Below are 26286 nucleotides of genomic sequence, written 5' to 3'. Positions count from 1 at the left end.
ATGGCGGCCCAACAGAAAGAACGATCGGCAAAGACCGCGGCGAAGCGAAAGAGCCGCGGCGAGGAAGAGTTGAGACTCCACACCATGGCCGGCACCCGCCAGGCCTTAGCTGACCTGATGGCCTGGCACGGCATCGAGGAACAGGGCGAGGCCATGACCTTGATGATTCACCACCTGCACGGCCTGGGTCCGGCGGGATCAGCTCAGCTTCTCGCTCCGCCGCGACACGAAATAACCATCAGCGAAAACGTGTCGGCGAAACTTCAACTCGCCTACAACCGCGAATCGCTGCGCATCTGCCACGACGAATAACCCACCCTACTCGCTGCATCCGGTAACCGGAGGGCGGCGCCTACCTGAGAGACGCGTATGGCCGCTTACTATAACGAGTTCGACCCCTACGCAGCCCAGTGGCTGAGAAACCTGATAGAGGCCGGCCACATCGCGCCAGGCATCGTGGATGAAAGGAGTATCGAAGATGTCCACCCAAGCGACCTGCGCGGGTTCACGCAATGCCACTTCTTTGCAGGGATCGGAGTTTGGTCGCTCGCCCTTCGCCGTGCCGGGTTCCCAGATGATCGACCTGTTTGGACCGGTTCCTGTCCTTGCCAACCTTTCAGCGCGGCAGGCGCTGGAGCTGGGTTTGAGGACCCAAGACACCTTTGGCCAAGCTTCGCCTGGCTCATCGGCCAGTGCGAACCTCCAGTCATCTTTGGAGAGCAGGTTGCGAGTGCATCTGAATGGCTCTCACTTGTGCGAGGTGGTATGGAAGGAATGGGTTACGCATTCGGGGCAATGCCTATCCAGGCCGCGAGCGCTGGTGCGTTCCACCTACGGGACAGGATTTACTTTGTGGCCAACGCCGGCGGCCAGGGACTGGCGGAGCGAATCAGCAAGCCCGGAGTTCTACACAAAGTGGCTTGCTCACCCCAAGGGCAAGACGCTACCAATGCTATTAGCTTTGGCCAAGCATGGTTCAACGGACCCGATGGCAAGAAGCGGCCAATTGAACCCGGCATTTACCCGCTGGTTGATGAATCTGCCAGCAGAGTGGGACGACTGCGCGCCTACGGAAACGGCCTTGACGCTAAAGCAGCAACGCAGTTCATAGCCGCCTATCTCGAAACATAGAGGTATCCCCATGATCCGCCAATACTGATTCAGCGAGCTAATGGCTCGACTGACCAATGCTGAGTGGACGGTCATTCAAGATGACCGAGGCAATTATGTGTTTATGCCGGTTGCCTACAGAGGCCGTCGGTTGTGATTTCTGATTATTTGGAGGTGGGTCATGAGTGAAGTTCTTCGATTTAAAACCTGGGTTCCGCAAGAGATCGGCGGCTCAATGATCGAGGATGCCGTGCGCGCATCCGACTTCGACCGGGTAACCGCCGAGCGTGACGCTCTGCAACAGCGCCTGACCGCAGCGGATGATCGCCTGGATCATGCAGTCACAGCGCTGAACGAAATTGCCAAGGTTTCTCGGATGGGTGAAAAGCCTTTTGAGATTGCGACCATGGCTATCGGTGAAATGTCTGCTGGCATAGAGCGGCCCACGCCAATAGCGGAGGTGCCCGATGGCTACTGCATCATGCCCCGCCAACTTACCGCTGAGAATGGCGCCAAAGCCTTGCTGCTCGGCGAGTTCAAGCTGCTGGTCACCAAAGAGTGCCCTGAGTGCTGCGAGCTTGAAGAGCCAGTCGAAGGCTGCTCAATATGCGACGGTGAAGGCGAGTACGGGCAGAAACACACCATCCCGTGGGATCAGATCAAATTCATCTACAGCAAGGCCGTATCGGGCCTGGCCATGAAGGCTGAGTCAGCCAAAACCTGAAAGGAGTACATCCGTACTCCACCCGCAAAACCTGTAACCCCTCCCCCTTCAAAGTCAGCCGCTATAGCGGCAAGGATGCGTTCGCCCAATGAAAGTTACCGACGCAGAAATCCTGCAGGCCATATGGCGCGCGCAGGTCAAAAAAACAGCCCGTGGCGTGATCGACAACTACATCGGCGGCACCAAGGGCCTGAAGCGCGATAGCGAGCAGGACAGACACTTTTCTCAGTATCAATACATGATCGGTCGCGGGAACCTTGGCATTGCGCTTGGCAAGGGCCAGCTCGCTCGGCGCTTAAAGGCGTTGATCGGAGGGGAAAACCTTCAATGGCAGGGGGCGCCCGGCCATGTATACGAGTTTCGTACCGATGCAGCCATGGACGTGTTCCGGTTTGCACGTAACTGGTGGGCAGACCATGGAGTGCCGAGCGGCTGGGATGCGGACAATCAGTGCATGCGAACCATGCGCCTCGATAATTACGACGACCTGGCCGCCCAGCTCGAACAGGAACTGCTGGAGCGCTTCGGAAATCAGGCGGTGACGCCATGAGCGCCACCCTCTGGTTCGCCTACGTCTTCATCTACAAGGGGCCGAGGCCATGAACGCACAAGTCCTCGACCCATGCAGCGCCAGCCGAATGATGTGGTTCGACAAAGGCGACCAGCGCACCCTGTTCGGTGATATCCGCGATGAAGAGCATGTGCTGTGTGATGGGCGGGTGCTGAAGGTCGAGCCCGACGTGATCATGGACTTCCGGAACCTGCCATTCCCCGATGCCACCTTCAACATGGTGGTATTCGATCCCCCGCACCTGGTGCGCGCCGGCCGCGAAAGCTGGCTGCGGCTGAAGTACGGAATCCTGACCGACGACTGGCGCGACGATCTGCGCAAAGGTTTCGCGGAGTGCTTCCGGGTTCTTCGGCCCGGACAGTTCCTGATCTTCAAGTGGAACGAGACCCAGGTCCGGGTCAGCGAAATCTTGGCGCTTACCGACGAACAGCCGCTGTTTGGCCACAAGTCTGGGAAGCGCGAGAAAACGCACTGGATCACCTTCATGAAGAAACCCTAACCCACCTTCTGCCGCCCAGCGCGGCAAGGACACCCCATGTTCTTTATTCCAAAACCAATGAAGTGCCCCAAGTGCGGAACGACTGGGTATTTCGATAGCACTGTCCCATGCCCAAAGTGTCTCGACGAGTTCATCCGCCAGCATGTTCCGGTAATGGTCCACGACCCAGACGGCAAGCCGTACGAACCTGAAAGTCAGGCGACCCTCGACTAATCAAAGCACTGCCGCCAGGTGCGGCAAGGAACCCCCTATGTCTCAGATTGAAATATGGGAAGGACAACGGTTCGCCGCGCAGATGATTGAGCAGGCATCCCACCTACCCAAGTGCATGTTTGATGGTTGCGGGCCGGTGGAGACGATGGTGCGCAACCTTGAAACGGCGTCCCAGGTTCGGCCGGCGGATTACGCGAAGGGAATGCGCCAGGTGATCGAGGTGGCCCGCCATGTCAGCAGCTGAACTGCACGGCCAGAAGATCAACCCATTCGAGCAGGGCTTTCTGGCCTTCATCAAGGGTGCAGGCCCCAAAGACAACCCATTCGACGGGGAAAAATCACCCGTCTCTAACCATCGCTGGGCAGCCGGCTGGAACAAAGCACAGCGTGAAGCTGGGAGGAAGGCATGAGTCAGCACATTGAAATTACTGGCCGGGCGCTGGCCGTCTTGTGGCGCCAATTCCGCGAGTGGGAGCACACGATAGCCTGGATTGCCGGAAACGGAACCATGAAGCGCTGGCATATCGCCTCCAAATCTAAAGCGCTGATCAAGCACGATCGTATTTTACGGGGTGATGCATGAGCGACTACAGCGAACTGAAGCGGCTGGCCCAGGAAGTTAACGATGATTTCCCCCTCAAGGAAGACCTGTGGAACATGGTGTGCACACCATCAGTTGCGATGCACCTAGTGGCAGACATCGAAAAGCTAAAGGCCGAGAACGAAACCTTAGTGGCTGCTGCAGCGGCGCTGCGAGATGAATGGCGGAAAGATCAAGCTGATGCCGAGCGATATAGATGGCTGCGTGACCCGGACAACCAGGAAGACCTTGAGCCGGACAGCGACTACCTGATGCCGCCAATCATCTGCGGCTATGCAGAGCATGAAGACATCCTTTCGATGGAATCGCTCGACAAGGCAATCGACGACGCCATGGGCAGTGGAGATCAGCCATGACCACCCACCGAATCAAAGACAACGCCGGCCGATGGCACCGCGTGTCGAAGTCAACCGCCAAGTCAGGGAGCTACGTCAGCTTCTACCGTGGCGAGCCAAGCCGGCTTTGGATGCCGGGTCAATTCAAGGCTGTGGAGGTCGTATGAGCGACAAGATCAAAGATGACTTAGATGCTGCTATTGCGCACATTCGCGAGCTTGAAACAATCAACAGGTCAGAGCGCGTCACAGTAGACCTGGCCTTTAAGGCCATTAATAGCCAGCTTGGCGCGATGGATGCGCTGGCGCAACGCGCACTCGGCCTGGAGAAAGCCCTCGCTGGCATGCTGTTCGCGTTCGACGACGGCGTAGGACGTGACTGGTCTGCACCACTGCTGGACTACGCACGCACGCTTACACCTGCCGCCGAGTTCCAGTCCCGCGCCAAAGCTGGGGAGGATGAGTGATGACTGATCCAGTAACTCTGTGGGTTACCGGTGCCAGCTGCGGCCTACTGGCAGGCATATTTATTGGAACCATTGGTGGCGAGTGGTGGAATGCAAAGATTTCAAGGGAGTCCGAAGGCGAGAAGTTGGACATGCATCAGATCTATGGTGAGGCGTATTGCGACTATTCACACGGTCCAGCAGTCGGGTTTGCTGGAAAGCCGTCCCTCAGGATCCGCCCATCGACAACCTTTGAAAATGTTCGGGTTCAACCATCAGTACTTTGCGGCCTTTCAGTTAAAAGCCCTGTCACTGACGAAGTTACAAAGCTTTCATGTGGCGACCCAGAGTGCTCCACCTGCTACCCAATGACCCGCGAGCAAGCCAACGAAATCAACCAGCGGTTTTTGCAGGAGCGTGGATATGGCGCATTAAAGCAAGCCGCCAGCCTCAACAACAAGTAAGCGCTCCCCTCCACTCTTACCCGTGATCAGACTCAAAAATCGAGCTTGGAATGCTCAAACGCTGAATAGGCTTCCTGCGCTTGTAAAAGATCAGCATGCAGAGCGGAAAACTCTTTCTTGTCAGCCGCCTTCCAGGGATCAGGGACACGCTGCAGAAAGTCTTCCAGGCGCTTGCCAGCACTGGCGACCCGCCGAATCAAAACCGCTACTTCATTCCAGTATGTGCTCATAGAAACGCTCCTTTACCTGCTGACAAATGAACAAACAAGCAGCGAGGCGCCAAGCCCAAGTAGGGTCGGTCATGTGAAAAACAAACCAAGAACCAAAGCAGGTACACCGACCAAAAACCATGGTTCTACAAAACATCTCAACAACTTCATCAACGCACTCTATAGCGAGCGATGAAGTTTACTAAACGATCGGCACAATTTTAAAGAAAGTTAGCCGGTTTTCAATTCCCGATGGCCTCTGGCGCCAGCTATCTGCACAGCCGAGACCACCCCAACTCAACACCTAACCACTCTCAACAGCACCAGCCGGCGACGGCCTGGCGAGGTATTTCTATGGCCAACACAAAGCTGGCGACGGTCCTAGAGACCGCGCCGCGTTTCATCCGCGCTTCGGCAGCACCCGCATATCTCGGCATGTGCCGAGAGGTTTTCAAAAACACCGTCCGTCCTCACGTCCGTGAATTCCCCATTGGAAAACAGGGCGTTGGCTTTGACCGCCACGAGCTGGACCAGTGGGCAGACGCCTACGTCGAAGCCATGGCGATTGAAAAACAGACCGATCAGGACAACAATCCGCCCCGCAGTGGGCGCCAAGGAGCAAAACAATGGCGCGAAAAACAATGTCGGGCCTCTACGAGAGGAACGGGATTTGGCACATCGACAAAGTCGTCAGAGGTTGCCGACTTCAAGAAAGCACTGGAACAAGCGAGAGGGAAGAAGCCGAGCAGTACTTGATCCATCGGCTGGAAAAGCTGCGCCAGGAGAAGGTTTACGGCGTGCGCCAGGTGCGAACCTGGCGTGAGGCTGCCACGCGGTTCCTGGTGGAGTTCAAAGACCAAGCATCAATCGGGCTTTCCGCTTCACATATTGAGCAGCTCGACCCGTACCTCGGCGATCTGCCAATCACGCACATCGATGACGGCACCCTGGCGCCGTTTGTGCGTGATCGGCAGAGGCCGACCAGGACAGCACAGGGAAAGGTCAGGCCAGGCGTATCGAACAGGACGGTGAACATCGCCCTACAACGAGTCGTCAGGATCTTGAACCTATGCCACCGCAAGTGGCGGGATGCAGAAAAGCGGCCGTGGCTGGAAAGCGTGCCGATGATATCGATGATGGAAGAAAAGAAGTCCAGCAGGAAACCTTACCCGCTGTCATGGGATGAGCAGTCAATGCTGTTCGCCGAGCTGCCGGACCACCTTTTGAGGATGGCCCTCTACAAAGTGAACACCGGGTGCCGGGAACAGGAAGTCTGCAAATTGCGGTGGGATTGGGAGATACGCGTGCCGGCGCTTAACACCAGCGTGTTTCTGATACCTGCCGGGTTCGGCGGGCGAAGTGAGAAAGCTGGGGTGAAGAATGGCGATGAACGCCTGGTGATCCTGAACAAGGTGGCCATGTCGATCATCGACAAGCAGCGCGGCCTGCACAAAGACCTGGTGTTCCCGTACGGGCAACCAGATCAGTTCGGGCCAACGGCAATTCATCGCATGAATGACTCGGCCTGGAAGAAAGCCAGGGTGCGCGCAGCGGACAAGTGGGAGAAGACTCACCAGGCGCCGGCACATCCTGGGTTTAGATCGATCAGGATTCACGACCTGAAACACACCTTTGGCAGAAGGCTACGTGCAGCAAGCGTGACAGAGGAAGATCGCAAAGCATTGTTGGGGCATAAGAACGGCAGCATTACGAGCCACTATTCTACCCCGGAGCTGCAGCATCTGATTGAGGCTGCGAACAAAGTATCTGCAACCGACTCTCGCGGGCCGGCGCTGACTATCTTGAGGAGAAAAACGGGATGACCCCCGCAAAAGTCCCTACGCATGAAAAAGCCCAACCTTTTCAGATTGGGCTAAGTCATTGAAAAATATGGTCGGGACGGAGTGATTCGAACACTCGACCCCTAGCACCCCATGCTTGCGGGCATTCCCAAAAGCCTTAATTACCAATACTTTACGCGGACGCCCACTGCAATCGACGTCTAACAAGGTTGGGCAAGGTATCACGAATCCCCGCAAAACTCCCTACAGGCTTTCGGACAGAAAGCCCCTGCGCCACGGCGTTCTGCCGACCAAGCACAATCAACCCCCCCTGCACCACCACGACTGCGCATACAGCACACCATCAACCAACTCCACGCCGCTCATCGTAAACGCATTGGTGGCCATTCCTGACATGAATGCGTCCAGAAGCGCGGGCAGAGGATCCGCATCAAGCGGCATGCCGACGTTAACCCGAGCAATATTACTCGTGCGGTTCATAGACTCGCACATCTCGTTGTTGACCAGCAGGTCACCACGGACTGGGACGGCCGCCCTTATGTCTGGCCAAGGCCGCGCTACGCCTCGCTCTCTCATAGGGGTGACAAGGAAATGCATGGCTCTCTCGATACTGGTTATGGATACAGCATCGTAAAAGCTTCGTGCCTCTTTTCAAGTCCCGGCTGATAGGCGGCTGCTTGATCTGTCCGTCATAAGCCTGACACGCCCAGCGTTCGCTTGTAGAATCCGGCGCGATATCAATTTGCCCCCGGTTACGCCGGAGAAAGGGAAGTCATGCAAACCAAAAACACAGGCTTCAGGTCTGACATAAACGGCCTGCGCGCCATAGCGGTCATTGCCGTGGTCCTATATCACTTTGGTGTGAAGGGCTTTTCTGGTGGGTTCGCCGGAGTTGATATCTTCTTCGTGATATCTGGCTTCCTCATGACCGGCATTATCTTCCGGCAGACGGACACCGGGAAATTCAGCCTAATCGGCTTTTACCTGTCACGCGCCAAGCGAATCATCCCGGCCCTGGCCGTGCTGTGCCTGGCACTATTGGTTGGCGGATGGTTCCTACTTATCCCCAGCGACTATAAAGAGCTGGGCAAGCACGCGGCATCGAGCATCGCCTTCCTGTCGAACATGGTTTATTGGAAGGAGGTCGGCTACTTCGATACCGCGTCACATGAAAAGTGGTTGTTGCACACATGGTCGCTGTCCGTCGAATGGCAGTTCTACATGGTGTACCCACTGATCATCCTTGCAGCGCGCAAGCTGTTCAGCTTCAACACCACCAGGATGCTTCTGGTTTTGCTCGGCGTGGGCTCATTCGCACTTTGCCTGTACGCAAGCACGCACTACCCGAACACGGCTTTCTATACGCTCCCTGCCCGGTCCTGGGAAATGATCGTTGGCGGCCTTGTCTACCTGTTCCCTGTGCAGATGAAGAAATCTCACAAGCAGTCGGCCAGCATCATTGGCCTGATGATGATCGCTGCCAGTGTCTGGCTTTTCACAGCTACAGATGTTTGGCCGGGTTGGCTTGCCCTGCTCCCGGTGCTGGGGACCGCCCTGATGGTCTGCGCGGCAGATCAAACCTCGATCGTCACCAACAACAAAGTAGCCGGCTGGATCGGTGAAGCCTCTTACTCAATCTACCTATGGCACTGGCCAGTTGTGGTTTTGATCGGCTACTACGGCATGGCGAACAACGTCCCAGTCGTAGCTGCGGGGATTGCTGCGTCTGTAATTCTTGGTTTTGCGTCTCTGTACCTGGTGGAAACGCCTTCCCGGATCATTAAGGTGCCGCTCCCTCAATTGCCACACCTCGCCTGCTACGCGGCCCTGGTCCTTGTAGTTGGCGCCTCGGCCTCGCTTGTATTCGTGAAGCGCGGCGTTGAATCCCGAGTCAGCGACATCGTGGCGGCAGCAGATCGGGAGCGAACCAACAAGAACCCGGCGAGCAAGGATTGCTTTATTGAGTCTGGCGTCGACTCCCCCAAGTGCGTTTTCGGCAACCCAGAGAAGCCGGTAGGCGTTATCGTTATGGGTGACAGCCACGCCGACGCCATCGTTAGCGCGGTGACTGATGCCGCCGGCCCAGAACGCTCAACGCTGTACCTGGGATACATCAGCTGCATGACGATCCCAGGTATGAAGCTGCAAGGGATGCCCGCCGATTACCGGTGTGGTGACTTTGTCAGCAAGCAGATTCAGGAACTCAGTAGCACCCTGCCAGGCGTGCCTTTGGTGGTGACAAACAGATCATCCGTCTATGTCCTGGGCCACAACGAGCGCAAAGACCCGACCACTGGACCGCCGATGTATTTCAGCGAGCCTGGCCCACTGGATGCTGCTTATAAGGAAGAGTTTCGGAAGCGCTACGTGTCTTCGATGTGCGAACTTGCCAAGCACAGGCCTGTGTACGTGACCAAGCCAATCCCGGAAATGGGCGTAAACGTTCCGACTAAACTTGCCAGGGATGAAGTGAAGTTCGGCAAAACCGCTGACATCACGGTATCCCTGGACAGCTACCGCGAGCGCAATGCGTTTGTGGTGTCGGTGATGAGCGATGCGGCCGTAGCCTGCGGAATCAACCTACTGGACCCTGAACCGGCCCTTTGCGATGCGACCGCCTGCTATGGCTCTGTCGATGGAAAGTCGCTGTACTGGGACGACAACCATTTGAGCGAATCAGGCAACAAGAAGTTGGTGCCAATGTTTAATCAGATATGGAATTAATCCACACAAAAAAACATAACCCTTAGAACCAATGAGGGGGCCATTTTCACAACATGGAGCTATGAATGCAAAGCAGCTACAGAGATTTCGTTTCCAGCACTAGGACATTATCGGTACTTGGCGTTATAGCCATGCTCGTTATTGCAGGACTGGTCCTGATGCTCAGGAACCTTGAGCCTCTGACAAACAACATAGCCTACACAGAGGATGGGGTATGGCTCGGTACAGCCATGACCAAGGGTTGGTGGTACACCATAGTAAATGCCAAGACAGATTACTTTGTGTGGGGCAACCTGCTGTTCGTTTACTTGGCGACCCTAGTATCTGATTTTTTCTGTGGTGATAAGCTGGCCTGCTACCCGCAAGCACTATCTTTCTGGTCCTACTTTTTCTACGCCTCAGTGAGCGTCCTTTGCTACTACGTCACGAAAGGGTTTCTGCCGACAGCAATGCGGTGGGCGGTGTTTCTCGCCACGCTGATGATCCCGCTGGGGGATTCTTCGGGCGAGGTGTTCGGAAAGATATCGAACATTGGGTTCTACTTTGTGTTCATCACTGCGCTGCTGATGTTCGCAAAAAGCAGAAGCACCAAAGCGACCCCAATCACAGATATCGCACTACTGCTCTGTGCTTCAACAAACCCGGTATGCCTGGTGCTGACCCTGGCGTTTTCTGTTTTCACGCTGATTGATCGTGATATCAAGAAGTGGATCAAGAAATATGGCGCTGTAACGGCTGGCTGCCTTGTCATTGGCGCTCTCATCTTCTTTAGAATGATCGAATCACCAGCCAAAGGTGTGATCGGTAACTTTAGATTTGAAAGCCTGATCGAAGTCAGCCTTGCGCGGTCTTTCATATATCCGTTCGTATTTCCTTTCTACAACCACCTCACCGACACAGTCGTTGTGATTTTGTCGCTGGCGCTACTGGCATTGTTCGCCGTCTTGCTGACAAAGGAAAAGTCCCGAGAGATCAAAAGCCTCATTTCCATGTGTGCAATTGCATACGTGATTTATGCATTCTTCACCGTCTACATGCGCAAAAACCTGACAGAAGTCCTGGGTGGTTACGCGGGAACATTCCCAGACCGCTACTTCATGGGCCTAAACATAATCGTCACCTTCTCGTTCCTGGTGCTCGCCGGCTCGGCCCTGCGCGGTAGCAAAGCAGTGCGTGTTCTCGGTGCACTGTGCCTGGCTTCGTTCGCCGCGCTGTATCTGGCCAACATCGGCTGGCTGTTTGAAGGCAAGGCTACCCGCACATCAATCGCTGGCGCAGAGAGTTTCCAGGATCAGCTTTGCTCGGCATCGCTGCTGCCTGCAGATGCTGCGGGCAACGTCACCGTCGCTCTGTACCCTATAGGCTGGGCTGCATTGTTTCCGAAAGAAATGGTGACGGCCTCGGCGGGAACGGTCACATGTATGCAAGAAGACACGTCCTACTATGTCACCGACCCTAACTGGGCAAACGGCATTGCAAGGCGGTGGCCGGGGTTCTTCCTGCACAACACGCCTGAAAATGCTGCTGCCTTCAAGATCGGGAACACCGTTCAGTTCGCCGACAAGACGACACGCAAAATCACAAACACGTCAATCACCGATGACCGGCTAAACGTGTTCGTGGAAGGCGAAATACTGCAAGCAAAAAATACCGGGTTCCCATTCAGGTTCACGGTAGTAGAGAAAGAATAAAGCCCCGCAAAAAAGGGCCCAGGCATTTCAGCCTGGGCCCACTCGCGAACTATGCGTAGTACCCATTTATGCGCTTGATCGAAATATCAAACTTCGCGTCTCCGGCCACCCCGCCGTTATGGGTTTGGATATCAATTGTAGATGATGTCTTGGTTGGGATGTATGCAGTAAACCCTCCTGCGCCTGGAGTCACCTTAACAGCTACGTCATCTGCAAACTTTGCAAAATCAGACAGGCCGGCAGTCCTATATAGCCTGTAGTGTCCGCTCCCTAGGGACGTACATGCGAACCCTTCAGGCCCGGCGAGAATGGTCCCATTCGCCGCAATGGTGAACGAGTAGTCCCTATCAAGGCATAACCAATAAACCAGTGACGTAGTTTCCGCAAAAGAACAGTGTTCATTCCAGATTACTTCACAGTTAGGCCCAACTGACCAAAATGGCCTACCGGCGGTGGGGGTGTAACCAAATCCAGCTAAGAACCTCGATGCGCTGCCGAGATTTATCGTAACCCTCCCACCTCCAGAGCTTACCGCCTGGATGTGGTTGAGCACGTACCGCGCAGGGTCCACTCTCGCAAACATGGATCCTTCAATATTTACGAGTACTGGATACACAGATGTATTGTTTACAAAAACATCAGAAACCCCAGCATTGAGCTCTGCATAGAGCCCCAGAATGTTGATAACACTAGCAATATCGCCAGCCCTTGCAGTAAGTAGCAGGCCCGTATGAGAAAACCCAGGAGTGCCATTACCCTCTAGCGTAAGACCATCGAACGTTAAGCAGGCGCCAACCGCCATATCAATGGCATTACCCCAAGTACTGGCGAGACGCGTGTTAGTCCAATGCATTGCATTCGGACCGCTGATACCAAGCGTCGGACCGCCACGGATACCTGCATAGCAGCCAATAGCGTTGAAATTTCGAATGGTGCTAGTGACAACATCATTCAACTCCATAGCAAGAGTCAGGTTCTGCGCGTTGTAGTTATAAATTTCAGTCCGCGTTTTGCTGTTGATCTGAATCCCGGCCCCGCCGCTGTTATCCGTATTTGGGGTCGTTACGTTTGGGCCAACAATGGTCAGGTTGCCAATGCGATCAAACCCACCAAAGTTTTGAGTCATTGGCGATGAACCGGAAAACTTAAAGGCGAAGTCACCATGCTGGTTGCTGATGATGGTCCCCCCTGGAGTCTCCCCTTCAATGTCGTAACGCTTGCTTGCATGACCTGGAAATCCGACCTCAGGGTCGGCGGCGTAATCGCAAATAGCTGGGGCGGACATGTAGTGCACGCCATTCTTGATAACGACCTTTCCGCCTTTTGCGACGGCCGCCACAAGGCCCGCAGACCCCGAGGTACTCAGCGTGATCCGGTCGAGGATCCAGTTGAAGAAGCCTTTGACGGTGGATACGACGCCGGTCGGCAGTGTTGCGCCGATCTGGTCATAGCCTTCTGGTGAGGCCAGGTCCTGCCGCAATGCTTGATCGTCAATCTCAACCAGCTTGGTAAGGTCAGTTGCCCAGGTCCCTGTGAGCGTTACTGGGAAGGCAGCGGGGAACTTCACTCTGTAGGTCCGACCGTCACGATCAATCAGTTGGGTCGGTCTGCTTACGGTGAGTGGCTGGCCGTCTACATAAACAAGGTGCACCGGTTCAAAGCCGGAGTTGGCCAGGAAATCGGAGAAGTCCTGTTCCATTCCGCGAATGGACTTCCTGCTGACCCCCTTGCGGTCCAGATATGAAGGGCTTGAACCATTGGCGAAGAGGTCAATATTTCCTGCGTTGTCAAAGAGATCGCGTGGATCGCTGGAGCCATCGGGCTCTACGGGGTTGCCAGTGTTGTATCGCATGTTTTCTCCAGACGAAAAAAAGCCCGCTCAGTGGCGGGCTTGCGCAAGGTGTCCGGCTATGCCGGCGGGAAGTTGTTGTCGTCTAGATAGACGCGAGCATCGTAATTAACGGCTGTGACGCTGCAGCTGACAGTTCCGCTTGGGTTCACCTCCTTGATGAGCGCGGGGTAGCAGAATTTTGTCTTTGGCCCGAACTGGAGCACTGGCGCGTCCATGGCGCTATCAAGTACTGGCGTGAAGTCCAGACTTGGAATGGTCAGTCGGTAGTCGTCAATGCGGGTTGCCCTATAGGGCCCGGATGCACTCCCATCGCGGCGGCGCAATGCAATCCAGTGCTCACCGCCGGCGGACCAGTTGAGCCTTTCGGATGAGACCAGCATGTGCTCGGAACCCATCGGGGCATACCCCTTGAGCATGGCGCTCTGGCCGTATCCCGGGGTTGTATCTCCCAGCAGCGCATAGTCCAGGTAGCCACTATTGAGTGCGTCCAGCTCCGTCGTGAAGCTGTAGCGTTTACGCTGGTAGACCTGCTGACGGCGGCGGCGCATCCCCCAACGCCAGGCCCGTGTTTTATCGCCTACGCCCTCCAGCCGAACCTTCTCGGTCCTTAAGCCCTGGTCACCTGCGAGTCGGCATTCAACCGTTTCTACCTGCCAGGTCTTGCTGCTCAGGTACTCGACGTCGATACCGTCAAAATCGTCGGCTGTCACATGCTCAGCCTCACGCTTCAGCGGCTTGGTCATGACCTGCGGGTTATAGATGTGGTCGAACTCTGGCCCGCGGGGCTCATCCCGCACCGGACGGATCAGCCCTCGATCAATCGTAAGCTCGGCGAACCCAGCTTGCAGAGCCTCGATCATGCAGGCCTTAACGGTGCTGGGCGTGTCAATTGATCTGTCGTAATAGTCGCCGCGCGCCGTCCATATGGCGTGCAGGCGATCCAGTTCGGCAAGATCAATGTCAGAATTCCCATCCTCAACCGAGTACCCAACACTGCGCGCAACATGGCCAATCCAGGCCGAAATATCACGCGTTGGCTCTTCGGCCGCCCAGGCCCCGCCACGACGAACCGGCAGGATACGGGTTGCGATGAGGGATACCTGGCTCTCAGATTGCGAGGCAATCCTGTTGCCGCCTTTGACCCTTAGAGCAATCATGGTTACGCCGGCATAACTCGTTGGAGCCGCCAAGTTCGCCCGAAGCCCGTACCACTGAACTGTCTCGGCGTGCTGGGTGCTTGTGGACTTCGCCCCAATCCTGCGCATCCTCACCTCTGGACGCATAGCGACAGGAATCGTGATGGTTTCTGTCCACCCAAGCTGGTCGAGCGTGGCGGCGTAGTACGGTATTGAGACGGAGGTCCAGGCACCGGCAGTGGTGATATCCCGGTACTGCAATTCGACCTGTACGCCGTTCTGCCCTACCCACCCCTTTGAGTCGACAATCGCCAGGCCCTGGGGGAAGAAGACGTCCCATGCAATAGTTTTGGTGGTGACGCCATCCGGACAGGCCGGGAATGGACCAGCCCAATCACCCTCCTGCGTGGAGCCATCAAGCCTCAGCGTTGCAAGCGTTGTCGAAAGTGCGTCAAACCCTGGCCACGCCTCATCATCTTCGCCATCACTCGTAAGGCGATCGACTGTGATCGCCGATGTACTCGCAGAGGTGATCCTGTAGCGAAGGCCGCGAAAGCCTATACCCATGGACACATCGCCGGTTTGCAGGCCAACAGCAGCACCGCCATCCGCCCAGTTGAGGGTCATCTCATCTGGTGCACCGCCAACGCCTGGCGTATACGAGTGAACAACGTAGTTGCCGGCGTTTGCACCAACGATCTCGATCTCCATCCCAACGAATGGGGCGACCTGGCCAAGGTCTCCTTTGATAATGTCCCGAGCCGCACCACCATCAACGACGGTGTAGGGATAGCCAACTTCGACACGAACGAGCATGCCGGCGGCCCAGCCAAGTGGGAATTCGCCTGCGCCGTCCGGAATAGAGATGGTGAAACCAGCAAACTGGTAGGACTGAGCCACCGGTACCGGCGCAACGGCATACGTTGCTTTCAACTCGATGCCTGCGGTACCGGTCGAGGTAGCCCCAACCTCTGGCGCGGAATGCCACCACTTGGCGGCAGATTCAGCGGTCAAGTCGGCGCCTGGGCCATAGATCTTGATCTCGGCATCAGCCCCCAAAGAGATTACCGGCGTATCGCCGATAGTGATGTTGCCGACAGGAATCTGGTATTTCCCGCGCCCAACACACAAGAGCATCTCAATCCACTGAGATCGCGGGTCTCTGAAGTAACGGTTTGGCGGAATCGCATAGTCCGGGTACGGCCGCTGTCTGCCGGCGATCTCCCGTATTAGGGAGTTCAGCTTTACCTGGTTTCCTTTGACGGTGGCCAAGCCGAGATCATTACCGCGCTTCATGCCGCCGCCATTGTTCAGCGATGGCATTTTTGGCATCAGCGCGCTCATCACGGCCTTGGCGCCGAACACCAGCGCCAGGGTAATAGAGAACGGATCGGTGCCTTTGGGCTCCCGGTAGATATCGACGCAGTCCTCGGGGCCGAATTCGATAGTTGCCCATTGAGTCGGCAGCGCGCGCTCACCATTGATGAACACGCTCACCGGCAGCGCCGCGGGCTCAACCTCCTCGGGCATGCCGTCTGCGTGAAACCACGAAAGCAAACTCTGTCGCTGCGATACCCCGCGCGTCTCGGCCGGGAACGGAACGATCTTGTTTGGATAGATTGAGATCATTGTCTGTCCCGGTAATAGATGACGGTGTTGTGGTCGCGCGCCCACTGGCTCAGCGGAAGGCATCGGGCGCCGCGCGTAGGGTTGATCTCCAAGACCTTCAGGCGGTCTCCGGCATCGACCACAAGGGCTACGTGGATGCAGATGTGCCCGCGCATGACGGCGGCGATAGCCCCCGGCTCCGGCTGGCAAACCTCCATGTGCTCGGCCTCATTGCGGTACGCCCGGGTGAACTCCTTCGGCTCGGTATTGCGCACATGGCCCCAGCTAGGCAGGAGGCGCATGCCCTGGTACCGGTGGCGTGCGTCCCGAACCATTCCCCAGCAATCGAACTTTTCAGGACCGCGCGCGCCATCCTCATACCTGCAAGACAGGTACGAATTGATCCATTCCATAAGGAGGCCTTTAGAGGTATTTGAGGCAGGGGGTGAAGTTGGTGCTGTAAAGCGCGCGCGGCCATGCGGTACCAATCAGGTCGAAGAACCCGCACTGCATGGTTGCTTGGTTCTGCTCGAAGGAATCGCTGTCGACTGACATCCGATACGGCTTTTCACACGGCGCTGACAGGTCGCTGGCGAGATAAACCCGATATGTAGCTGTGACCCTGGCATTAGCATCCAGGGCCTGATCAGCAAACGCTTGAACTCGTCCAGTGGTGTTGTCCACCCCAAACGCCAGCGCCTGGTTGCCTTTATTGTTCTTCGATGCCAAGGCGATGCCGATGTTGGCCGCCTCAAACGTCAATAGTCGACCGTCCTCCGTGCCACAGATTCGATCCTTGAACCCGTTACAAATCAGCACAGAGGAATCCCAGGCAGGACACGTTAGCTCCAGAGTCCTGACGAAGGCTTCCTTGCCTCCCGAAGCAAGAGCTTCGCGATAAATCTGCCCAAGAATGGCTGAGTCGGTCATGGTTCTGGCCACTCCCTATTAGCTGCCATGTCGATGATGTTCATCATGAACCAGTACTGCGGGAACAATTCCCAGCCTGGCGGGATCAGTGGCGGCTCTCGAAGCTCAAGGGTTCCGGCGAACTCCCAGCGCCGGACCTGAACGAGCGTCGGCCCGGTGTAGTGCCCAGTAAACCGGCACTCGTACTCCTTGAAGCCGGTCGGCGTAAGAAGCGTTGCCTTGAACCACTCAACGCCCTGTGAAAGCGCCCGGGCGTACCACCCCTGAAAAAACGCCATCTGGTTGCTGTCGCAATTCCATTTGGCGTTGATCAGGTAGGGAACCTCGTCGAAGTTGAGCCGCTGACGCGCTCGGCCTGACTCCATCTGCGTACGAAGCATAGGGTCTACAGGGGTTTCGAGCGCGTAGCCGTCTTGCAGCGGGACGGGTAGCTCTGCTGGATACTCAATCATGAACCCACCCCTGCCATTCCGAATTTACTGCTCATGGCCTGATACAACTCGCCGTCTCCCATGATGCTGGCCACGCAGATTTGTAAGACGCTCTGCCCGTCTTCTGAGGTTGTCTTCGACACCTTCCCAGCATTGGCCTTGTCCTCGATAAGGTTCACGGTAAGGCTCACCTGTGTCCCTTGCTGCTGAGAGGTTTCGGCCCCTTGCACTTTGTTGACAGAGACGCTACTCCCGGCCATAGATACGCGCTCGCCGGAGTTGATAGCCTCAAGAAGAGACCTGTTCCGCCTCGTGCCTTCGGCATTTACGACAAACTCTTGCCCGTGCACGATGCCAGCAGGCGCCTTCCTTCCGCCGCCCCCCGTATACCCGCCAGATTCGAACCCCTTGATCAGCGCGAAGGCAGCCAGCAGAGCGCCACCACCAACCACCGCCGCAGCACCGAACGAGCCAATAGACGCGACGAGTGCCGCCGGCAGCCAGGCTGCCAGCGTTGTGCCGGCTGCTGCTGTCTGTACCGCCGTCGTAGTAGCTGTTGCTGCCACGCTAGAGGCTGTAGCAACACCGTCTGCGGCAACCTTCGCCGTAGCCACTGCAGCCGCACCGGTAGCTTCAGCGGCTGTCACCGCGCCTACCTGGGCGATCTGCTGCGCCGCTAGTGCCGCAGAGGTTTGCCCGAATGCAAGCTGAATGCCCTGGTTTACTAGCCATTGAGCGGCCATCTGACCAAGGCTGTTCACCACACCACCCGCAAGCCCCCGGATAACTTGGGTTGCAGACTCACCAAACGTCTGACCATCGAAGGTCATCTTTTCAAACGCGCTTCCGACGCTGGTGGTGATGTTGCTAAACGCCCCGGTGAACATTGACTGGGTCTGTCCAGCAACGTTGGTGGCGCTGGCCTGGAAGTTCTGCAGGGCGGCAGTCCAGCCATTGAGCGGGCTGAGCATTGCCTGATCCATCTGCGCCCATCCAGCTGTCAGCGCTGCCTGTTGCTTCGGCAGAAACTCCTGCGTTAGCGCGATCTGCGCCTGCAAGTCCTGACGCTGCTTCTCCGTCGTGGCGTTGGCCAGTTCGGTACGCAGTTGCAGGATTCGGTCATTGGTCTGCTGCTCAAGCTGCACGCGCTGCTGAAGGCGCTGTGACTGCTGGTCGCCCATCCCGACGCCGGCAGCTTCCAGGCTGTACTGCGTGCGCTGGGTGCTGAGCTGCTTCTCAAGCTGCGCCCGGTATTGCTCGGCCTGGGTAAGGCCTTGGGCGCCCTTGATGGCGGCGGCGTAGTTCGTCGAGGCCTGGGCCAGCGCCTTGCCGTACTCCTCCTGGCTGATCTTGCCCTTGTCCATAGCCAACTGAAGCTGGACCTGCTCCTTCTGTAGGGCCCGCGCCGCTTCCGCAGCTGGGTCGTACTGGGCGTAAAGCTTGGCGAATGTACTTAATGCTTCGGGAACACCCTTTCCTGCAGCTGCCTGAGCCTTAGCCGTAGCCGCCGCAGCGCTTTTGGTTGCCTTCTCAGCCGCTACCTTTGCATCTTTCTCTTCGGCGTACTTGAGAAGTAGCTTTTCCTGCTCAGGAAGAAGCTTTCCGATCTCACCGGTCTCAATCGCATATCGAACTTTTGCCGCTTCCGAATTCTGCCCTTGTAGTGCAGCTTGCTTTTTGAGGCTCGCAAGAAGCTTGTCAAACTCCGCGTTCACAGGCGCTGCGGGACCTTCACCTGCAGGCTTCTGGTCGCCAATGCTGGATGCAGACTTCTCCATTCTCGTAACAATCGTACGAATGGTGCCGGCCTTCCCCTCCAGTTCTGAAATTTGAGCATCTAGCTCTTTTCGGTCATAGAACCGAAACTTAAACAGAACAGTGTCGCTAGAATCATCTTTGGATAGCCGAGCACGGGCCCCCTGCAGGTCACGAATACCGGCCAGAGTCACCCCAAGCTCATTGTTCAGCCCGGCAACGGTCTGCTTGTCGGCTCGGAAGAAATCCAGAAACTCACCGGAGTTGAACCCGTCCATGGCCCTTGCCAAAGAAGCAATACCGTTTGCAAGCCTACTGCTAGCGCCTGCCGCCTCGTCCAGTCTTCCTACCGTAGCAACTAGAGCATTGTTGAAAGCTGTTATGGCTTGGCCGACGGTTAGATTTAGGCTTGAGCTGAGTTGGTCTACCTGATCCTTCTGCTTTTGCAGGGCCTCTACGATAGCGGCTGACGTCAGCTTTCCCTCGGCCCCTAACGAACGAAGTTGGCCGATGGTGACGCCAAGGCCGCGCGCAATTGCCTGCGCCAGTGCTGGTGTTTGCTCAAGGATTGAATTCAGTTCATCGCCGCGCAAGGTGCCAGACGCGAGCGCCTGACCAAACTGGACCATGGCTGCATCTGCCGCCTGAGCACTTGAGCCACTGAGTGCGACAGTCTTTGCTACCGTCTCGGTTACCTTTGCGACATCTTCAAAGCTAAGGCCAAGCTGCCGGCCGTTTTGGGCTATTCGCTGGTAAACCTGTGCGGTTGTCTCAAGTGACTGCCTTGAATTCTGCGCGATGTCATAGACAGACTGCTGCGCGTATGCAAGCTGCTCAGTCCCCTCTGTAACAAGGCGCAACCTATTTGTCAGGTTTGTGTATTGCTCTGCGGCCGCCACAATTTTAGCCGCGCTAAATGCTGCAGCCAGTGGGGCTGCCAGGCCGGACACAGTAGATATGAGGCGTCCTGTGCTGCCCTCAAGACCCCTGACTTTCGATCCGCTGCTTGATGCCTTTTGGCCCATATCATCCATTGATGCGCCAGCTTTTCGCATGGCCGGATCAACTTTGTTTCCTGCCGCCTCCATGGCGTTTAGGTCCTTGGTCATCGACTTTGCATCACGCTGTGCGTCACGCGAGTCAATGGTCACCGCAAGGCGGGATTCCTGCTCGGCCATATCAATCTCCAGGCGTAAAAAAACCCGCTTGGCGGGCCGTTACTTCTTCGGTTTCACCATGGCCTGTTCCTTCTCCTGCTCATCCTCCCAGCGTCGACGGAACTCGTCGTCTAGGGCAAATATCGCCCCGTCGAACTCGTCGCGATCAATTCCGGATGGGTATCGAGATAGGTATTCGGTTATGGCGGCTGGAGAGACAGGTGCGGGAGCTCCGACCATGCCGACGTACTGCCGGGATCGGCTTATGTAGGAATAGGCCTCAAGAATTTCAGCAGTCAGCCCATCGATTTCTGGCTGAGGCGGAACTGGCGCAACATCTTTCAGCCTTTCACGCTTCCAGCGGGCTTTCTCGTTGGCTTCGCCCGCCCACTCTCTACCCCAGATGTACGCGGCGACGGCTTTCCCGAAGTGATCTTGGCCTTCTCCTTGGCGCGGGTCATGATGTCTAGTGATGTGCGAATAGCTAGCCAGTAGACTTCCGGCATCATCCCCATGAGCTGAATACAAAGTTCTGGCGTGTACTTAGCTGGAACCCCCGGGTTCTCTGCAACGTCAACACCTTCCCAATCCTTTATCAGGTATCGCGCTGCCAGCTCGAAAAACAAATCATCTCCGGACTCAAACTCAACATCTGGAACTTCCGAGAGACGGAAATCCTTGGTGCCAGATTTGGTCTGAGTGTCGATTGCATCGAGATGGCGCTGAACCAGGGCCTTGTGCGACTTGAACAGTGGGTTACCGAATGACGCCACAAGGATCTTCGCCCCCTTGGAAAACTCGACCCACCGTGTTCCATCGGAGTCAAGTTCGGGCTTCTTGATTGTAAAGGCCATGGGTATTCCTCTGCGGTAAAAGGCCCAGCACGCACCGCAGGGCGTGCCAGGCAAAGGGTTTAAGCGGTGATGGTGATTTCAGCGGTGTCCGTTTTGGTGACATCCGCTTTGCTGGTAGCCGTGATGGTCGCGGTACCAACTGCCACGCCTTTGACAAGGCCGGTAGCGCTGACGCTGGCCTTGGTGGCATCGGAAGTGGTCCAGGTCACAAGCTGGCTTGCGCCTACCGGAGTTACTGCAGCTTCCAGGTCGACAGTTGCGCCCACGGCAACGCTGGCGGTGGCCGGGGTTACGGCTACAGCGGCAATAACGATTGGCGCCGGAAGACGGGTGATGGTCGGCGGCACACGGCGAGCGGTATAGCTCAGCTCCACCTGGATGATGTCGGTGGCGCCGCCGTCGGGCCAGTCGGCGCTGACTTCCATCTCGGGGATGAAGAAGGTGTAACCACCGTCGGCGTTGTTCAGAGTGAACTCAAAACTGAGCGCGCCGCCGGTCTGCTGAGACTTCCAGTACTGGTAGGCAGTCTTCGACCAGCTCACGGTTACCGATCCGCCCGGCACGAAGGTCGTCTGAATAATGTTGCCTGCGAATGGATTACCGTTGCCTATGCAGCGCTGGGTCTGCGAATTGTTGGCGAACTGCAGGTTAAAAGTATCAACGCATGCGTTGTCTTCGCCCAACTGCACGCCATTGATCTTCAGGCCTGTCACGTCCTTGAAGCCGTAACGTCGCTGGCTTACTTCTGCAGCGGGATTGACGATGAACGACGTGTTGTCGGCCTTGTCATCCCACGAAGTGGCCATGAAGGTAGTAGTGACGCTGATTTCGTTGTCGTTCGGGACCTCGATGTTGATCGTGTCAACCTGGGCTCCGCGAGCGATGCCGGCGATACCAACGTCGGCGTCATAGGCAGCAATGGAGAACGAAATACGCTCGTTACCCATGGTCAGGGTGTTACCGACCCAATTCGCGCCGAAGCAGGATGCCAGGAACTCGTCCAAGGCCCCGTAGCGGAACTTGGTTCCGATGTCGCCGCCGACATCCACGGTGGTCTGGGCGGTGCCTTGTGACATCCGCGTTTCACCGATTTCGTTGTTCTCTTCGGTGTTGTACGTGGGCACCAGTCCGAAGCTGACGCGAGTCAGGACGTTCCAGTTGCCTGGCGGGGTAATCCCCGGAGTTACTTCTCGAATCCACGCTGTCGAGCGCTTAGCACCACTGGACATGGGGTGTTTCTCCTATCAATAGGCGTAAAAAAACCGCCATGTGGCGGTGCAGGAAGAGTGTTTGCGTTTATGCAGGCTGCGTGCGGGCTACGATGATCGGGACATTTTTCCCGACCGCCCTGAACACAACCTCGTTGTGGTGCAGTAGTGGCTCTGGATACTCGACCAGCGAACCGTCAGGCTGTATCGCGCTGGTGGTGTGCGCAACCTCTCGATCAACGACCACGCCGTTGATCTGGACCTTCATCATGTCGGCCATCAATAAGCCCTGTATGGAATACGAACGTTGACCTGGTACCAGCCCAGCCCGTCGTCGCCTACAACTTGCGCTGAGGCGGCGAAGCAATCAAAAGGACCAGATGGGTCGCTGTAGTACTCGAAGTGCTCGACAAGCGTGTCAGCGGCCTTGGTTATCGCCAGCGTGCCCTTGTACGTCGGAACGAATAGCTGAATGACGATTATCCCGGTTCGTCGCACGCAAGGGCCTATGCCGACCTCTGGGGTACTGGATAGGCCCGGAACATCTGCGAGCCTGGCCCAGATCGTTTTCCCGATCGGGTCAAATGGCGCTGGGGCGTTCGGGTAATCTACGGAGCTTGCAGAAATCCCTGCCCACTCAGTCATGCGGCCTATGACGATGCCGCGAATCTGTTCAAAGGTCATGAGCTGTACGCCTGGGATACGCCATTAAAGGAAACTGCGTATATGCCGGCCGGAGCCTGCTTCGAGTGCCCATCCTCAAGCGGCACCGCATAGGGCAGATTGTTCTGGATGAACACTTGAGTGAACGGCTCGAGGCCGGTCATTGCTGAAAGCCCCTGATTGATCGTCTCTGCGCCAGTCGGGTCGACGTTCACGGTGCTGGTGTAAACCGGTGCGCCTACGCTGACGATGTTGTTGCCACGGAACCGGCCTGTGTCCACCGGTGAGCGCAGCACTATCTCGTTTAGCATGGCCATTGCGATTACGCGGACGCGCTTGCTCAGTTCGTCCTTGACCACGCCGGAGAAGAAGCTCGGTGGAGTACTCCAGCCTCTCGACTTAGCCATGACTACTTCCTCAGCTGGATTTCGTAGTGCGCCTTGACGGGGTCGATTCCAGGGCTGACAACCTGGTAAGCGACCTGCGCGCCGGTGAGCAAGTCGGGAGCCGTGATCTTGTGGCCAACCGCAGGAACGTCAGTTGTTTCGTTCGCCAGGCAAATCAGCAGCACGTCACCGACCTTGATGTTGATGTTGTCAACCCGCCGGCTGTCGTAGCTTTCCAGAACGCCGCGCCCGGTGTAGGTAACTGGCTGGGCGGTCGTCTCTTCGGTCACTGGGTCGTAAACGCCTGGGCCCAGGTATTCACCGGTGAACGGCTGAACCGCGTCGGCCAGGTCAGTATCAAACGCCTCGGCCAGGTCGGTCTGGATATCGTCGCGCAGGCCCATTTCAGCACCTCACGACTTTGACCTGGCCTGAGCCAAGGTAGCTGGCCAGCAGCGCCAAGGCGAAGGACTCGCCCGCGCTGATGGTTCGGGACGACTCGGAAAACGACTTGCTGCTGGACACGCTACCAGCCTTCACGGACTTCTCCGTCACGCCGGCTTCCTTCGTTCCGTAGATCCGGCCGGCTGCTGCCTCCCTGGCAATCTCGGCTCCGGCCTGGACCACATCATCCGGGATCGGGTCGAACGCTGGCAGACCGAAATTGGTAAGCCATGTGTTCGCCATCAGCACCGCGCGCGGCTTCTTGTCTTCCGTGGCCCAACTGGAACCCAGCAGGTCGTCCACCTGCGCAACGCTGATGTAAGTCGTCACGGATTTACTCCTGGCCGGCTTTATCGAGCAGTTCGGCGAGTGCTGGGCGCTCGGCTTCAGCGTCGAACTGGATGCCTTTTTCGGTCAGCTTGGCCTTGATCTCTTCTACCCGCAGCCCCTTGGACGGCTTGTCGCCAACCGAAGCCCCCTTCTTGATCGGTTCCGGGTGCTTGTAGTCATCCGGCGCGAACTTGGCGTCGATGATCTTGTAGCCCTTTTGCCGTAGTTCAGCCTTGCGCTCGGCGGTGACCGGGTGTTTCTCGTAAACGATTTTTTCGTCCATGGTGGACTCCTGGAAGGTGGGTCAGGCGACCCGAAGGCCGCCTTCTCGATTACTGAGCAGCGTCGCCGATGGTGATAACGCCAGCCGAGGCCTTGATGCTGTTCGCAACCAGATCCCAGTTGGTGCCGGTGGCCAGCTCGGCGCTGGTTGGCGACTTGCCGCCGTTGGCGGTGTCCCAGGTATAGCCCTTCATGCCCAGGCCGAAGGTGTAGTCGGCTTGCATGGTGGTTTCGATGCGCTCCTTGCCGTTGGAGGTCTGGATGTTGGTAATCAGGTCGGAACCGTCCATCACCACCGCGGCACCGTCGGCCAGGCTCAGCACCTTCTGCTTGTTCGGCGTGCCGGCTTCGTACAGGGCCGCGGCATCAGTGATGATTACGGCCTTGCCCAGGATGTCGACCACCTGCACACCGCTGAACTGGAACAGTCGCTCGGCGTTCGCCAGGTTCTGACCCAGGAGCTTGTGGTACATGGCGCCGGTCATGACCTGGGCAACCAGGCGCTGAGAGGCATCACCGAACAACGCGTGGGCATTGTTGATGGCGATGTAACTCACGCCGGCAGTGGCCGAAACATCGTTGGTGGCAGACGGCTGGTTACCAATCGCAGCTACCAGGGCGGCAATCGCAGTGTTCAGCTGGTCCGACATGATGGCTTCTGACAGGTTGCGGCTGATTACTTCCAGCGCCTCTTCCGGGTTCTTCTGCACCCACGACAACTGCGCCGGCTCCCACAGGATGGGACCGAAGCCGCCCGCGATCTTCACAGAGTCGTACTGCTTCTGTGCCAGAGGCGTTGCAGCCTGGGCACCGTTTGCGGCGTAACGGTCTACGCGACGCTGGGCGCCATGCAGGCCGGCCCAGAACGACTCTTGAAGGAAGTCGCCGTCAATGCCTTGAGTGGTCAGGCGGATGGAACCTGCCGAAGCAGCGTTGAATTTCTCAACGTCTTGCGCCAGGGTCTCGATGGTAACGCGTTTGAGGTATTCGTTGAATACCTTCATATTCGAAAGGGCCATTGGGCCTCCTTATTCGCTAGCGGTCAGGCCTTTGATAGCAGCGACTCGATCTTCCTTGCTGCCACCAAAATTGCCCTTGGATTGGTTGTTCGATCCACCGCCGTTGGGAGCACCGCCGCCATTGGCGCCGGAGCCCTTCAGGATGTGATCGCGATGGGGGTACTGTGAGACGAGGGTTTCAAGCGCTTCGTTGAAGTCAGCCAGTTCGCCTGGGCGAGCGCGGCTGAAGATCTTCTGGCCCTGGGTGTCATAGGCGACCACCTTGCCTTCCTCAATCTTGAAGTTGCTGCCAAACGCGGCCTGGACCATATCGGCCGGAACAGCCATTTTCTCGGCGATGAACTGGGAGCGTGCGAAGCTGCCACCGATCTTTTCGGCATACAGCTGCTGCTCGAAGGTCTGCGCCTTGCCGTTGGCTTCGTCCAGCTGACTTTGGAAGGCCTTGCTGATCTCGCCCTTCACCTTCTCGATCTCGCCGGCATCCACCAGCGTTTTAGCGTCGAGATTTGCAACAATGCCCAGGGCCTTTTTGGCCGCCGCAGGGTCGTCGATGCCTTCGAAGCTCTTTACGATCTTCTCGGCGGATTCGGCGCGTACGCGGTGGTCTTTGGCTTCGGCGTTCAGGCGGGTGATGGTGCTGCGAGTGCCCGCAGCATCAAAGGCGACTTCTTTGCCATCGTCTTCGACATATACGGGCTTGCCATCCAGGATCTCAGCGTATTGCTTGCCGTCCACTTCAACAGTCTTGAGTTTCATCATGTCTCTCTAGGCCATCCGGCCATTAGTTGGTGAGCCATCCGGCCCTGTCGCGCCCCGTCCGTCCGAACCGCAGGCAAAAAAAAC

The 26286-nt window shown here is 57.0% G+C and carries 32 protein-coding genes; 15 read left to right on the top strand and 17 right to left on the bottom strand.

Going from position 1 to position 26286, the window contains the following annotated elements:
- The 11 genes from ACO77H_RS09630 (at position 1) to ACO77H_RS09580 (ending at position 4962) form a co-directional block, all read left to right on the top strand.
- A complete protein-coding gene (locus ACO77H_RS09630) occupies positions 1-312 on the top strand; it encodes a hypothetical protein (protein WP_432755322.1) in 312 nt (103 codons plus the stop codon).
- Positions 313-369: 57 nt separating this feature from the next.
- On the top strand, positions 370-1131 hold the full coding sequence (locus ACO77H_RS09625) for a DNA cytosine methyltransferase (protein WP_432755321.1): 762 nt from the start codon (positions 370-372) through the stop codon (positions 1129-1131).
- 160 nt (positions 1132-1291) lie between these two features.
- Positions 1292-1834 (top strand): hypothetical protein, encoded by a 543-nt coding sequence (locus ACO77H_RS09620; RefSeq protein ID WP_432755320.1) that lies wholly within the window; start codon positions 1292-1294, stop codon positions 1832-1834.
- Between the two features lie 88 nt (positions 1835-1922).
- The gene (locus ACO77H_RS09615; RefSeq protein WP_432755319.1) at positions 1923-2384 is read left to right on the top strand and encodes a hypothetical protein; all 462 of its coding nucleotides are present in this window, start codon (positions 1923-1925) and stop codon (positions 2382-2384) included.
- A 49-nt stretch (positions 2385-2433) separates the two neighbouring features.
- Positions 2434-2904: a class I SAM-dependent methyltransferase gene (locus tag ACO77H_RS09610; RefSeq protein WP_432755318.1), complete on the top strand. Its 471-nt coding sequence runs from the start codon at positions 2434-2436 to the stop codon at positions 2902-2904.
- Positions 2905-3154: 250 nt separating this feature from the next.
- Complete coding sequence (locus ACO77H_RS09605) at positions 3155-3361, top strand: hypothetical protein (protein WP_432755317.1); 207 nt, start codon at positions 3155-3157, stop codon at positions 3359-3361.
- The gene (locus ACO77H_RS09600; protein ID WP_432755316.1) at positions 3348-3527 is read left to right on the top strand and encodes a hypothetical protein; all 180 of its coding nucleotides are present in this window, start codon (positions 3348-3350) and stop codon (positions 3525-3527) included. The genes ACO77H_RS09605 and ACO77H_RS09600 overlap by 14 nt, the downstream gene beginning before the upstream one ends.
- A complete protein-coding gene (locus ACO77H_RS09595) occupies positions 3524-3700 on the top strand; it encodes a hypothetical protein (RefSeq protein WP_432755315.1) in 177 nt (58 codons plus the stop codon). Before ACO77H_RS09600 ends, ACO77H_RS09595 begins: the two co-directional genes overlap by 4 nt.
- Positions 3697-4074, top strand: coding sequence for a hypothetical protein (locus tag ACO77H_RS09590; protein ID WP_432755314.1), 378 nt, complete (start codon positions 3697-3699; stop codon positions 4072-4074). Before ACO77H_RS09595 ends, ACO77H_RS09590 begins: the two co-directional genes overlap by 4 nt.
- Positions 4075-4216: 142 nt before the next feature.
- Positions 4217-4519: a hypothetical protein gene (locus tag ACO77H_RS09585; RefSeq protein WP_432755313.1), complete on the top strand. Its 303-nt coding sequence runs from the start codon at positions 4217-4219 to the stop codon at positions 4517-4519.
- Positions 4519-4962 carry a hypothetical protein gene (locus ACO77H_RS09580; protein ID WP_432755312.1) on the top strand — a complete coding sequence of 148 codons (444 nt, stop codon included), beginning with the start codon at positions 4519-4521 and terminating at the stop codon, positions 4960-4962. Before ACO77H_RS09585 ends, ACO77H_RS09580 begins: the two co-directional genes overlap by 1 nt.
- A 32-nt stretch (positions 4963-4994) precedes the next feature.
- On the opposite strand, the gene ACO77H_RS09575 is transcribed toward ACO77H_RS09580, so the two are convergent.
- On the bottom strand, positions 4995-5192 hold the full coding sequence (locus ACO77H_RS09575; protein ID WP_432755311.1) for a hypothetical protein: 198 nt from the start codon (positions 5190-5192) through the stop codon (positions 4995-4997).
- 333 nt (positions 5193-5525) lie between these two features.
- Between ACO77H_RS09575 and ACO77H_RS09570 the strand changes: the two genes are divergently transcribed.
- The 4 genes from ACO77H_RS09570 to ACO77H_RS09555 all read left to right on the top strand — a co-directional run bounded on the left by ACO77H_RS09570 (position 5526) and on the right by ACO77H_RS09555 (position 11388).
- Complete coding sequence (locus tag ACO77H_RS09570) at positions 5526-5927, top strand: hypothetical protein (RefSeq protein WP_432755310.1); 402 nt, start codon at positions 5526-5528, stop codon at positions 5925-5927.
- Positions 5813-6994 carry a tyrosine-type recombinase/integrase gene (locus ACO77H_RS09565; RefSeq protein ID WP_432755744.1) on the top strand — a complete coding sequence of 394 codons (1182 nt, stop codon included), beginning with the start codon at positions 5813-5815 and terminating at the stop codon, positions 6992-6994. The genes ACO77H_RS09570 and ACO77H_RS09565 overlap by 115 nt, the downstream gene beginning before the upstream one ends.
- Before the next feature lie 753 nt (positions 6995-7747).
- Positions 7748-9697 carry an acyltransferase family protein gene (locus ACO77H_RS09560; RefSeq protein WP_432755373.1) on the top strand — a complete coding sequence of 650 codons (1950 nt, stop codon included), beginning with the start codon at positions 7748-7750 and terminating at the stop codon, positions 9695-9697.
- A 65-nt stretch (positions 9698-9762) separates the two neighbouring features.
- On the top strand, positions 9763-11388 hold the full coding sequence (locus ACO77H_RS09555) for a hypothetical protein (RefSeq protein ID WP_432755372.1): 1626 nt from the start codon (positions 9763-9765) through the stop codon (positions 11386-11388).
- A 49-nt stretch (positions 11389-11437) separates the two neighbouring features.
- Here the strand turns inward: ACO77H_RS09555 and ACO77H_RS09550 are convergent, their stop codons facing one another.
- The 16 genes from ACO77H_RS09550 to ACO77H_RS09475 form a co-directional block, all read right to left on the bottom strand.
- Positions 11438-13240: a hypothetical protein gene (locus ACO77H_RS09550; RefSeq protein ID WP_432755371.1), complete on the bottom strand. Its 1803-nt coding sequence runs from the start codon at positions 13238-13240 to the stop codon at positions 11438-11440.
- Between the two features lie 56 nt (positions 13241-13296).
- On the bottom strand, positions 13297-16005 hold the full coding sequence (locus ACO77H_RS09545; protein ID WP_432755370.1) for a host specificity factor TipJ family phage tail protein: 2709 nt from the start codon (positions 16003-16005) through the stop codon (positions 13297-13299).
- Positions 16002-16397, bottom strand: coding sequence for a hypothetical protein (locus ACO77H_RS09540; RefSeq protein ID WP_432755369.1), 396 nt, complete (start codon positions 16395-16397; stop codon positions 16002-16004). The genes ACO77H_RS09545 and ACO77H_RS09540 overlap by 4 nt, the downstream gene beginning before the upstream one ends.
- 10 nt (positions 16398-16407) lie before the next feature.
- A complete protein-coding gene (locus ACO77H_RS09535; RefSeq protein ID WP_169901801.1) occupies positions 16408-16914 on the bottom strand; it encodes a DUF1833 family protein in 507 nt (168 codons plus the stop codon).
- Positions 16911-17366, bottom strand: a complete 456-nt coding sequence (locus tag ACO77H_RS09530; protein ID WP_432755368.1) for a transposase — start codon at positions 17364-17366, stop codon at positions 16911-16913. Before ACO77H_RS09530 ends, ACO77H_RS09535 begins: the two co-directional genes overlap by 4 nt.
- The gene (locus ACO77H_RS09525; RefSeq protein WP_432755367.1) at positions 17363-20278 is read right to left on the bottom strand and encodes a tape measure protein; all 2916 of its coding nucleotides are present in this window, start codon (positions 20276-20278) and stop codon (positions 17363-17365) included. The genes ACO77H_RS09530 and ACO77H_RS09525 overlap by 4 nt, the downstream gene beginning before the upstream one ends.
- Before the next feature lie 320 nt (positions 20279-20598).
- Positions 20599-21111 (bottom strand): hypothetical protein, encoded by a 513-nt coding sequence (locus ACO77H_RS09520; RefSeq protein WP_432755366.1) that lies wholly within the window; start codon positions 21109-21111, stop codon positions 20599-20601.
- Between the two features lie 59 nt (positions 21112-21170).
- On the bottom strand, positions 21171-22340 hold the full coding sequence (locus tag ACO77H_RS09515) for a phage tail tube protein (protein WP_432755365.1): 1170 nt from the start codon (positions 22338-22340) through the stop codon (positions 21171-21173).
- Between the two features lie 67 nt (positions 22341-22407).
- Positions 22408-22599 carry a hypothetical protein gene (locus tag ACO77H_RS09510; RefSeq protein WP_432755364.1) on the bottom strand — a complete coding sequence of 64 codons (192 nt, stop codon included), beginning with the start codon at positions 22597-22599 and terminating at the stop codon, positions 22408-22410.
- Entirely contained in the window at positions 22599-23003 is a 405-nt protein-coding gene (locus ACO77H_RS09505; RefSeq protein ID WP_432755363.1) for a phage tail terminator-like protein, read from the bottom strand. The genes ACO77H_RS09510 and ACO77H_RS09505 overlap by 1 nt, the downstream gene beginning before the upstream one ends.
- A complete protein-coding gene (locus ACO77H_RS09500; protein ID WP_432755362.1) occupies positions 23000-23389 on the bottom strand; it encodes an HK97 gp10 family phage protein in 390 nt (129 codons plus the stop codon). Before ACO77H_RS09500 ends, ACO77H_RS09505 begins: the two co-directional genes overlap by 4 nt.
- Before the next feature lie 2 nt (positions 23390-23391).
- A complete protein-coding gene (locus tag ACO77H_RS09495; RefSeq protein ID WP_432755361.1) occupies positions 23392-23772 on the bottom strand; it encodes a glutamate 5-kinase in 381 nt (126 codons plus the stop codon).
- A 1-nt stretch (position 23773) separates the two neighbouring features.
- The gene (locus ACO77H_RS09490) at positions 23774-24142 is read right to left on the bottom strand and encodes a hypothetical protein (protein WP_432755360.1); all 369 of its coding nucleotides are present in this window, start codon (positions 24140-24142) and stop codon (positions 23774-23776) included.
- 4 nt (positions 24143-24146) lie between these two features.
- Entirely contained in the window at positions 24147-24425 is a 279-nt protein-coding gene (locus tag ACO77H_RS09485) for a hypothetical protein (protein WP_432755359.1), read from the bottom strand.
- Positions 24426-24474: 49 nt separating this feature from the next.
- Positions 24475-25443, bottom strand: a complete 969-nt coding sequence (locus ACO77H_RS09480; RefSeq protein ID WP_432755358.1) for a major capsid protein — start codon at positions 25441-25443, stop codon at positions 24475-24477.
- A 9-nt stretch (positions 25444-25452) separates the two neighbouring features.
- A complete protein-coding gene (locus ACO77H_RS09475; RefSeq protein ID WP_432755357.1) occupies positions 25453-26199 on the bottom strand; it encodes a DUF6651 domain-containing protein in 747 nt (248 codons plus the stop codon).
- Between the last annotated feature and the right edge of the window lie 87 nt (positions 26200-26286).

Source organism: Pseudomonas sp. WMBT8, from assembly GCF_050916005.1.
In the GTDB taxonomy this organism is placed as follows: Bacteria; Pseudomonadota; Gammaproteobacteria; order Pseudomonadales; family Pseudomonadaceae; genus Aquipseudomonas.
This window is presented reverse-complemented; position numbering and strand designations above follow the sequence as displayed.

Excerpts from the sequence above, each read along its gene's own strand:
- ACO77H_RS09630 (WP_432755322.1), top strand. The coding sequence starts at position 1 with ATGGCGGCCCAACAGAAAGAACGATCGGCAAAGACCGCGGCGAAGCGA.
- ACO77H_RS09625 (WP_432755321.1), top strand. The coding sequence starts at position 370 with ATGGCCGCTTACTATAACGAGTTCGACCCCTACGCAGCCCAGTGGCTG.
- ACO77H_RS09620 (WP_432755320.1), top strand. The coding sequence starts at position 1,292 with ATGAGTGAAGTTCTTCGATTTAAAACCTGGGTTCCGCAAGAGATCGGC.
- ACO77H_RS09615 (WP_432755319.1), top strand. The coding sequence starts at position 1,923 with ATGAAAGTTACCGACGCAGAAATCCTGCAGGCCATATGGCGCGCGCAG.
- ACO77H_RS09610 (WP_432755318.1), top strand. The coding sequence starts at position 2,434 with ATGAACGCACAAGTCCTCGACCCATGCAGCGCCAGCCGAATGATGTGG.
- ACO77H_RS09605 (WP_432755317.1), top strand. The coding sequence starts at position 3,155 with ATGTCTCAGATTGAAATATGGGAAGGACAACGGTTCGCCGCGCAGATG.
- ACO77H_RS09600 (WP_432755316.1), top strand. The coding sequence starts at position 3,348 with ATGTCAGCAGCTGAACTGCACGGCCAGAAGATCAACCCATTCGAGCAG.
- ACO77H_RS09595 (WP_432755315.1), top strand. The coding sequence starts at position 3,524 with ATGAGTCAGCACATTGAAATTACTGGCCGGGCGCTGGCCGTCTTGTGG.
- ACO77H_RS09590 (WP_432755314.1), top strand. The coding sequence starts at position 3,697 with ATGAGCGACTACAGCGAACTGAAGCGGCTGGCCCAGGAAGTTAACGAT.
- ACO77H_RS09585 (WP_432755313.1), top strand. The coding sequence starts at position 4,217 with ATGAGCGACAAGATCAAAGATGACTTAGATGCTGCTATTGCGCACATT.
- ACO77H_RS09580 (WP_432755312.1), top strand. The coding sequence starts at position 4,519 with ATGACTGATCCAGTAACTCTGTGGGTTACCGGTGCCAGCTGCGGCCTA.
- ACO77H_RS09575 (WP_432755311.1), bottom strand. The coding sequence starts at position 5,192 with ATGAGCACATACTGGAATGAAGTAGCGGTTTTGATTCGGCGGGTCGCC.
- ACO77H_RS09570 (WP_432755310.1), top strand. The coding sequence starts at position 5,526 with ATGGCCAACACAAAGCTGGCGACGGTCCTAGAGACCGCGCCGCGTTTC.
- ACO77H_RS09565 (WP_432755744.1), top strand. The coding sequence starts at position 5,813 with ATGTCGGGCCTCTACGAGAGGAACGGGATTTGGCACATCGACAAAGTC.
- ACO77H_RS09560 (WP_432755373.1), top strand. The coding sequence starts at position 7,748 with ATGCAAACCAAAAACACAGGCTTCAGGTCTGACATAAACGGCCTGCGC.
- ACO77H_RS09555 (WP_432755372.1), top strand. The coding sequence starts at position 9,763 with ATGCAAAGCAGCTACAGAGATTTCGTTTCCAGCACTAGGACATTATCG.
- ACO77H_RS09550 (WP_432755371.1), bottom strand. The coding sequence starts at position 13,240 with ATGCGATACAACACTGGCAACCCCGTAGAGCCCGATGGCTCCAGCGAT.
- ACO77H_RS09545 (WP_432755370.1), bottom strand. The coding sequence starts at position 16,005 with ATGATCTCAATCTATCCAAACAAGATCGTTCCGTTCCCGGCCGAGACG.
- ACO77H_RS09540 (WP_432755369.1), bottom strand. The coding sequence starts at position 16,397 with ATGGAATGGATCAATTCGTACCTGTCTTGCAGGTATGAGGATGGCGCG.
- ACO77H_RS09535 (WP_169901801.1), bottom strand. The coding sequence starts at position 16,914 with ATGACCGACTCAGCCATTCTTGGGCAGATTTATCGCGAAGCTCTTGCT.
- ACO77H_RS09530 (WP_432755368.1), bottom strand. The coding sequence starts at position 17,366 with ATGATTGAGTATCCAGCAGAGCTACCCGTCCCGCTGCAAGACGGCTAC.
- ACO77H_RS09525 (WP_432755367.1), bottom strand. The coding sequence starts at position 20,278 with ATGGCCGAGCAGGAATCCCGCCTTGCGGTGACCATTGACTCGCGTGAC.
- ACO77H_RS09520 (WP_432755366.1), bottom strand. The coding sequence starts at position 21,111 with ATGGCCTTTACAATCAAGAAGCCCGAACTTGACTCCGATGGAACACGG.
- ACO77H_RS09515 (WP_432755365.1), bottom strand. The coding sequence starts at position 22,340 with ATGTCCAGTGGTGCTAAGCGCTCGACAGCGTGGATTCGAGAAGTAACT.
- ACO77H_RS09510 (WP_432755364.1), bottom strand. The coding sequence starts at position 22,599 with ATGGCCGACATGATGAAGGTCCAGATCAACGGCGTGGTCGTTGATCGA.
- ACO77H_RS09505 (WP_432755363.1), bottom strand. The coding sequence starts at position 23,003 with ATGACCTTTGAACAGATTCGCGGCATCGTCATAGGCCGCATGACTGAG.
- ACO77H_RS09500 (WP_432755362.1), bottom strand. The coding sequence starts at position 23,389 with ATGGCTAAGTCGAGAGGCTGGAGTACTCCACCGAGCTTCTTCTCCGGC.
- ACO77H_RS09495 (WP_432755361.1), bottom strand. The coding sequence starts at position 23,772 with ATGGGCCTGCGCGACGATATCCAGACCGACCTGGCCGAGGCGTTTGAT.
- ACO77H_RS09485 (WP_432755359.1), bottom strand. The coding sequence starts at position 24,425 with ATGGACGAAAAAATCGTTTACGAGAAACACCCGGTCACCGCCGAGCGC.
- ACO77H_RS09480 (WP_432755358.1), bottom strand. The coding sequence starts at position 25,443 with ATGGCCCTTTCGAATATGAAGGTATTCAACGAATACCTCAAACGCGTT.
- ACO77H_RS09475 (WP_432755357.1), bottom strand. The coding sequence starts at position 26,199 with ATGAAACTCAAGACTGTTGAAGTGGACGGCAAGCAATACGCTGAGATC.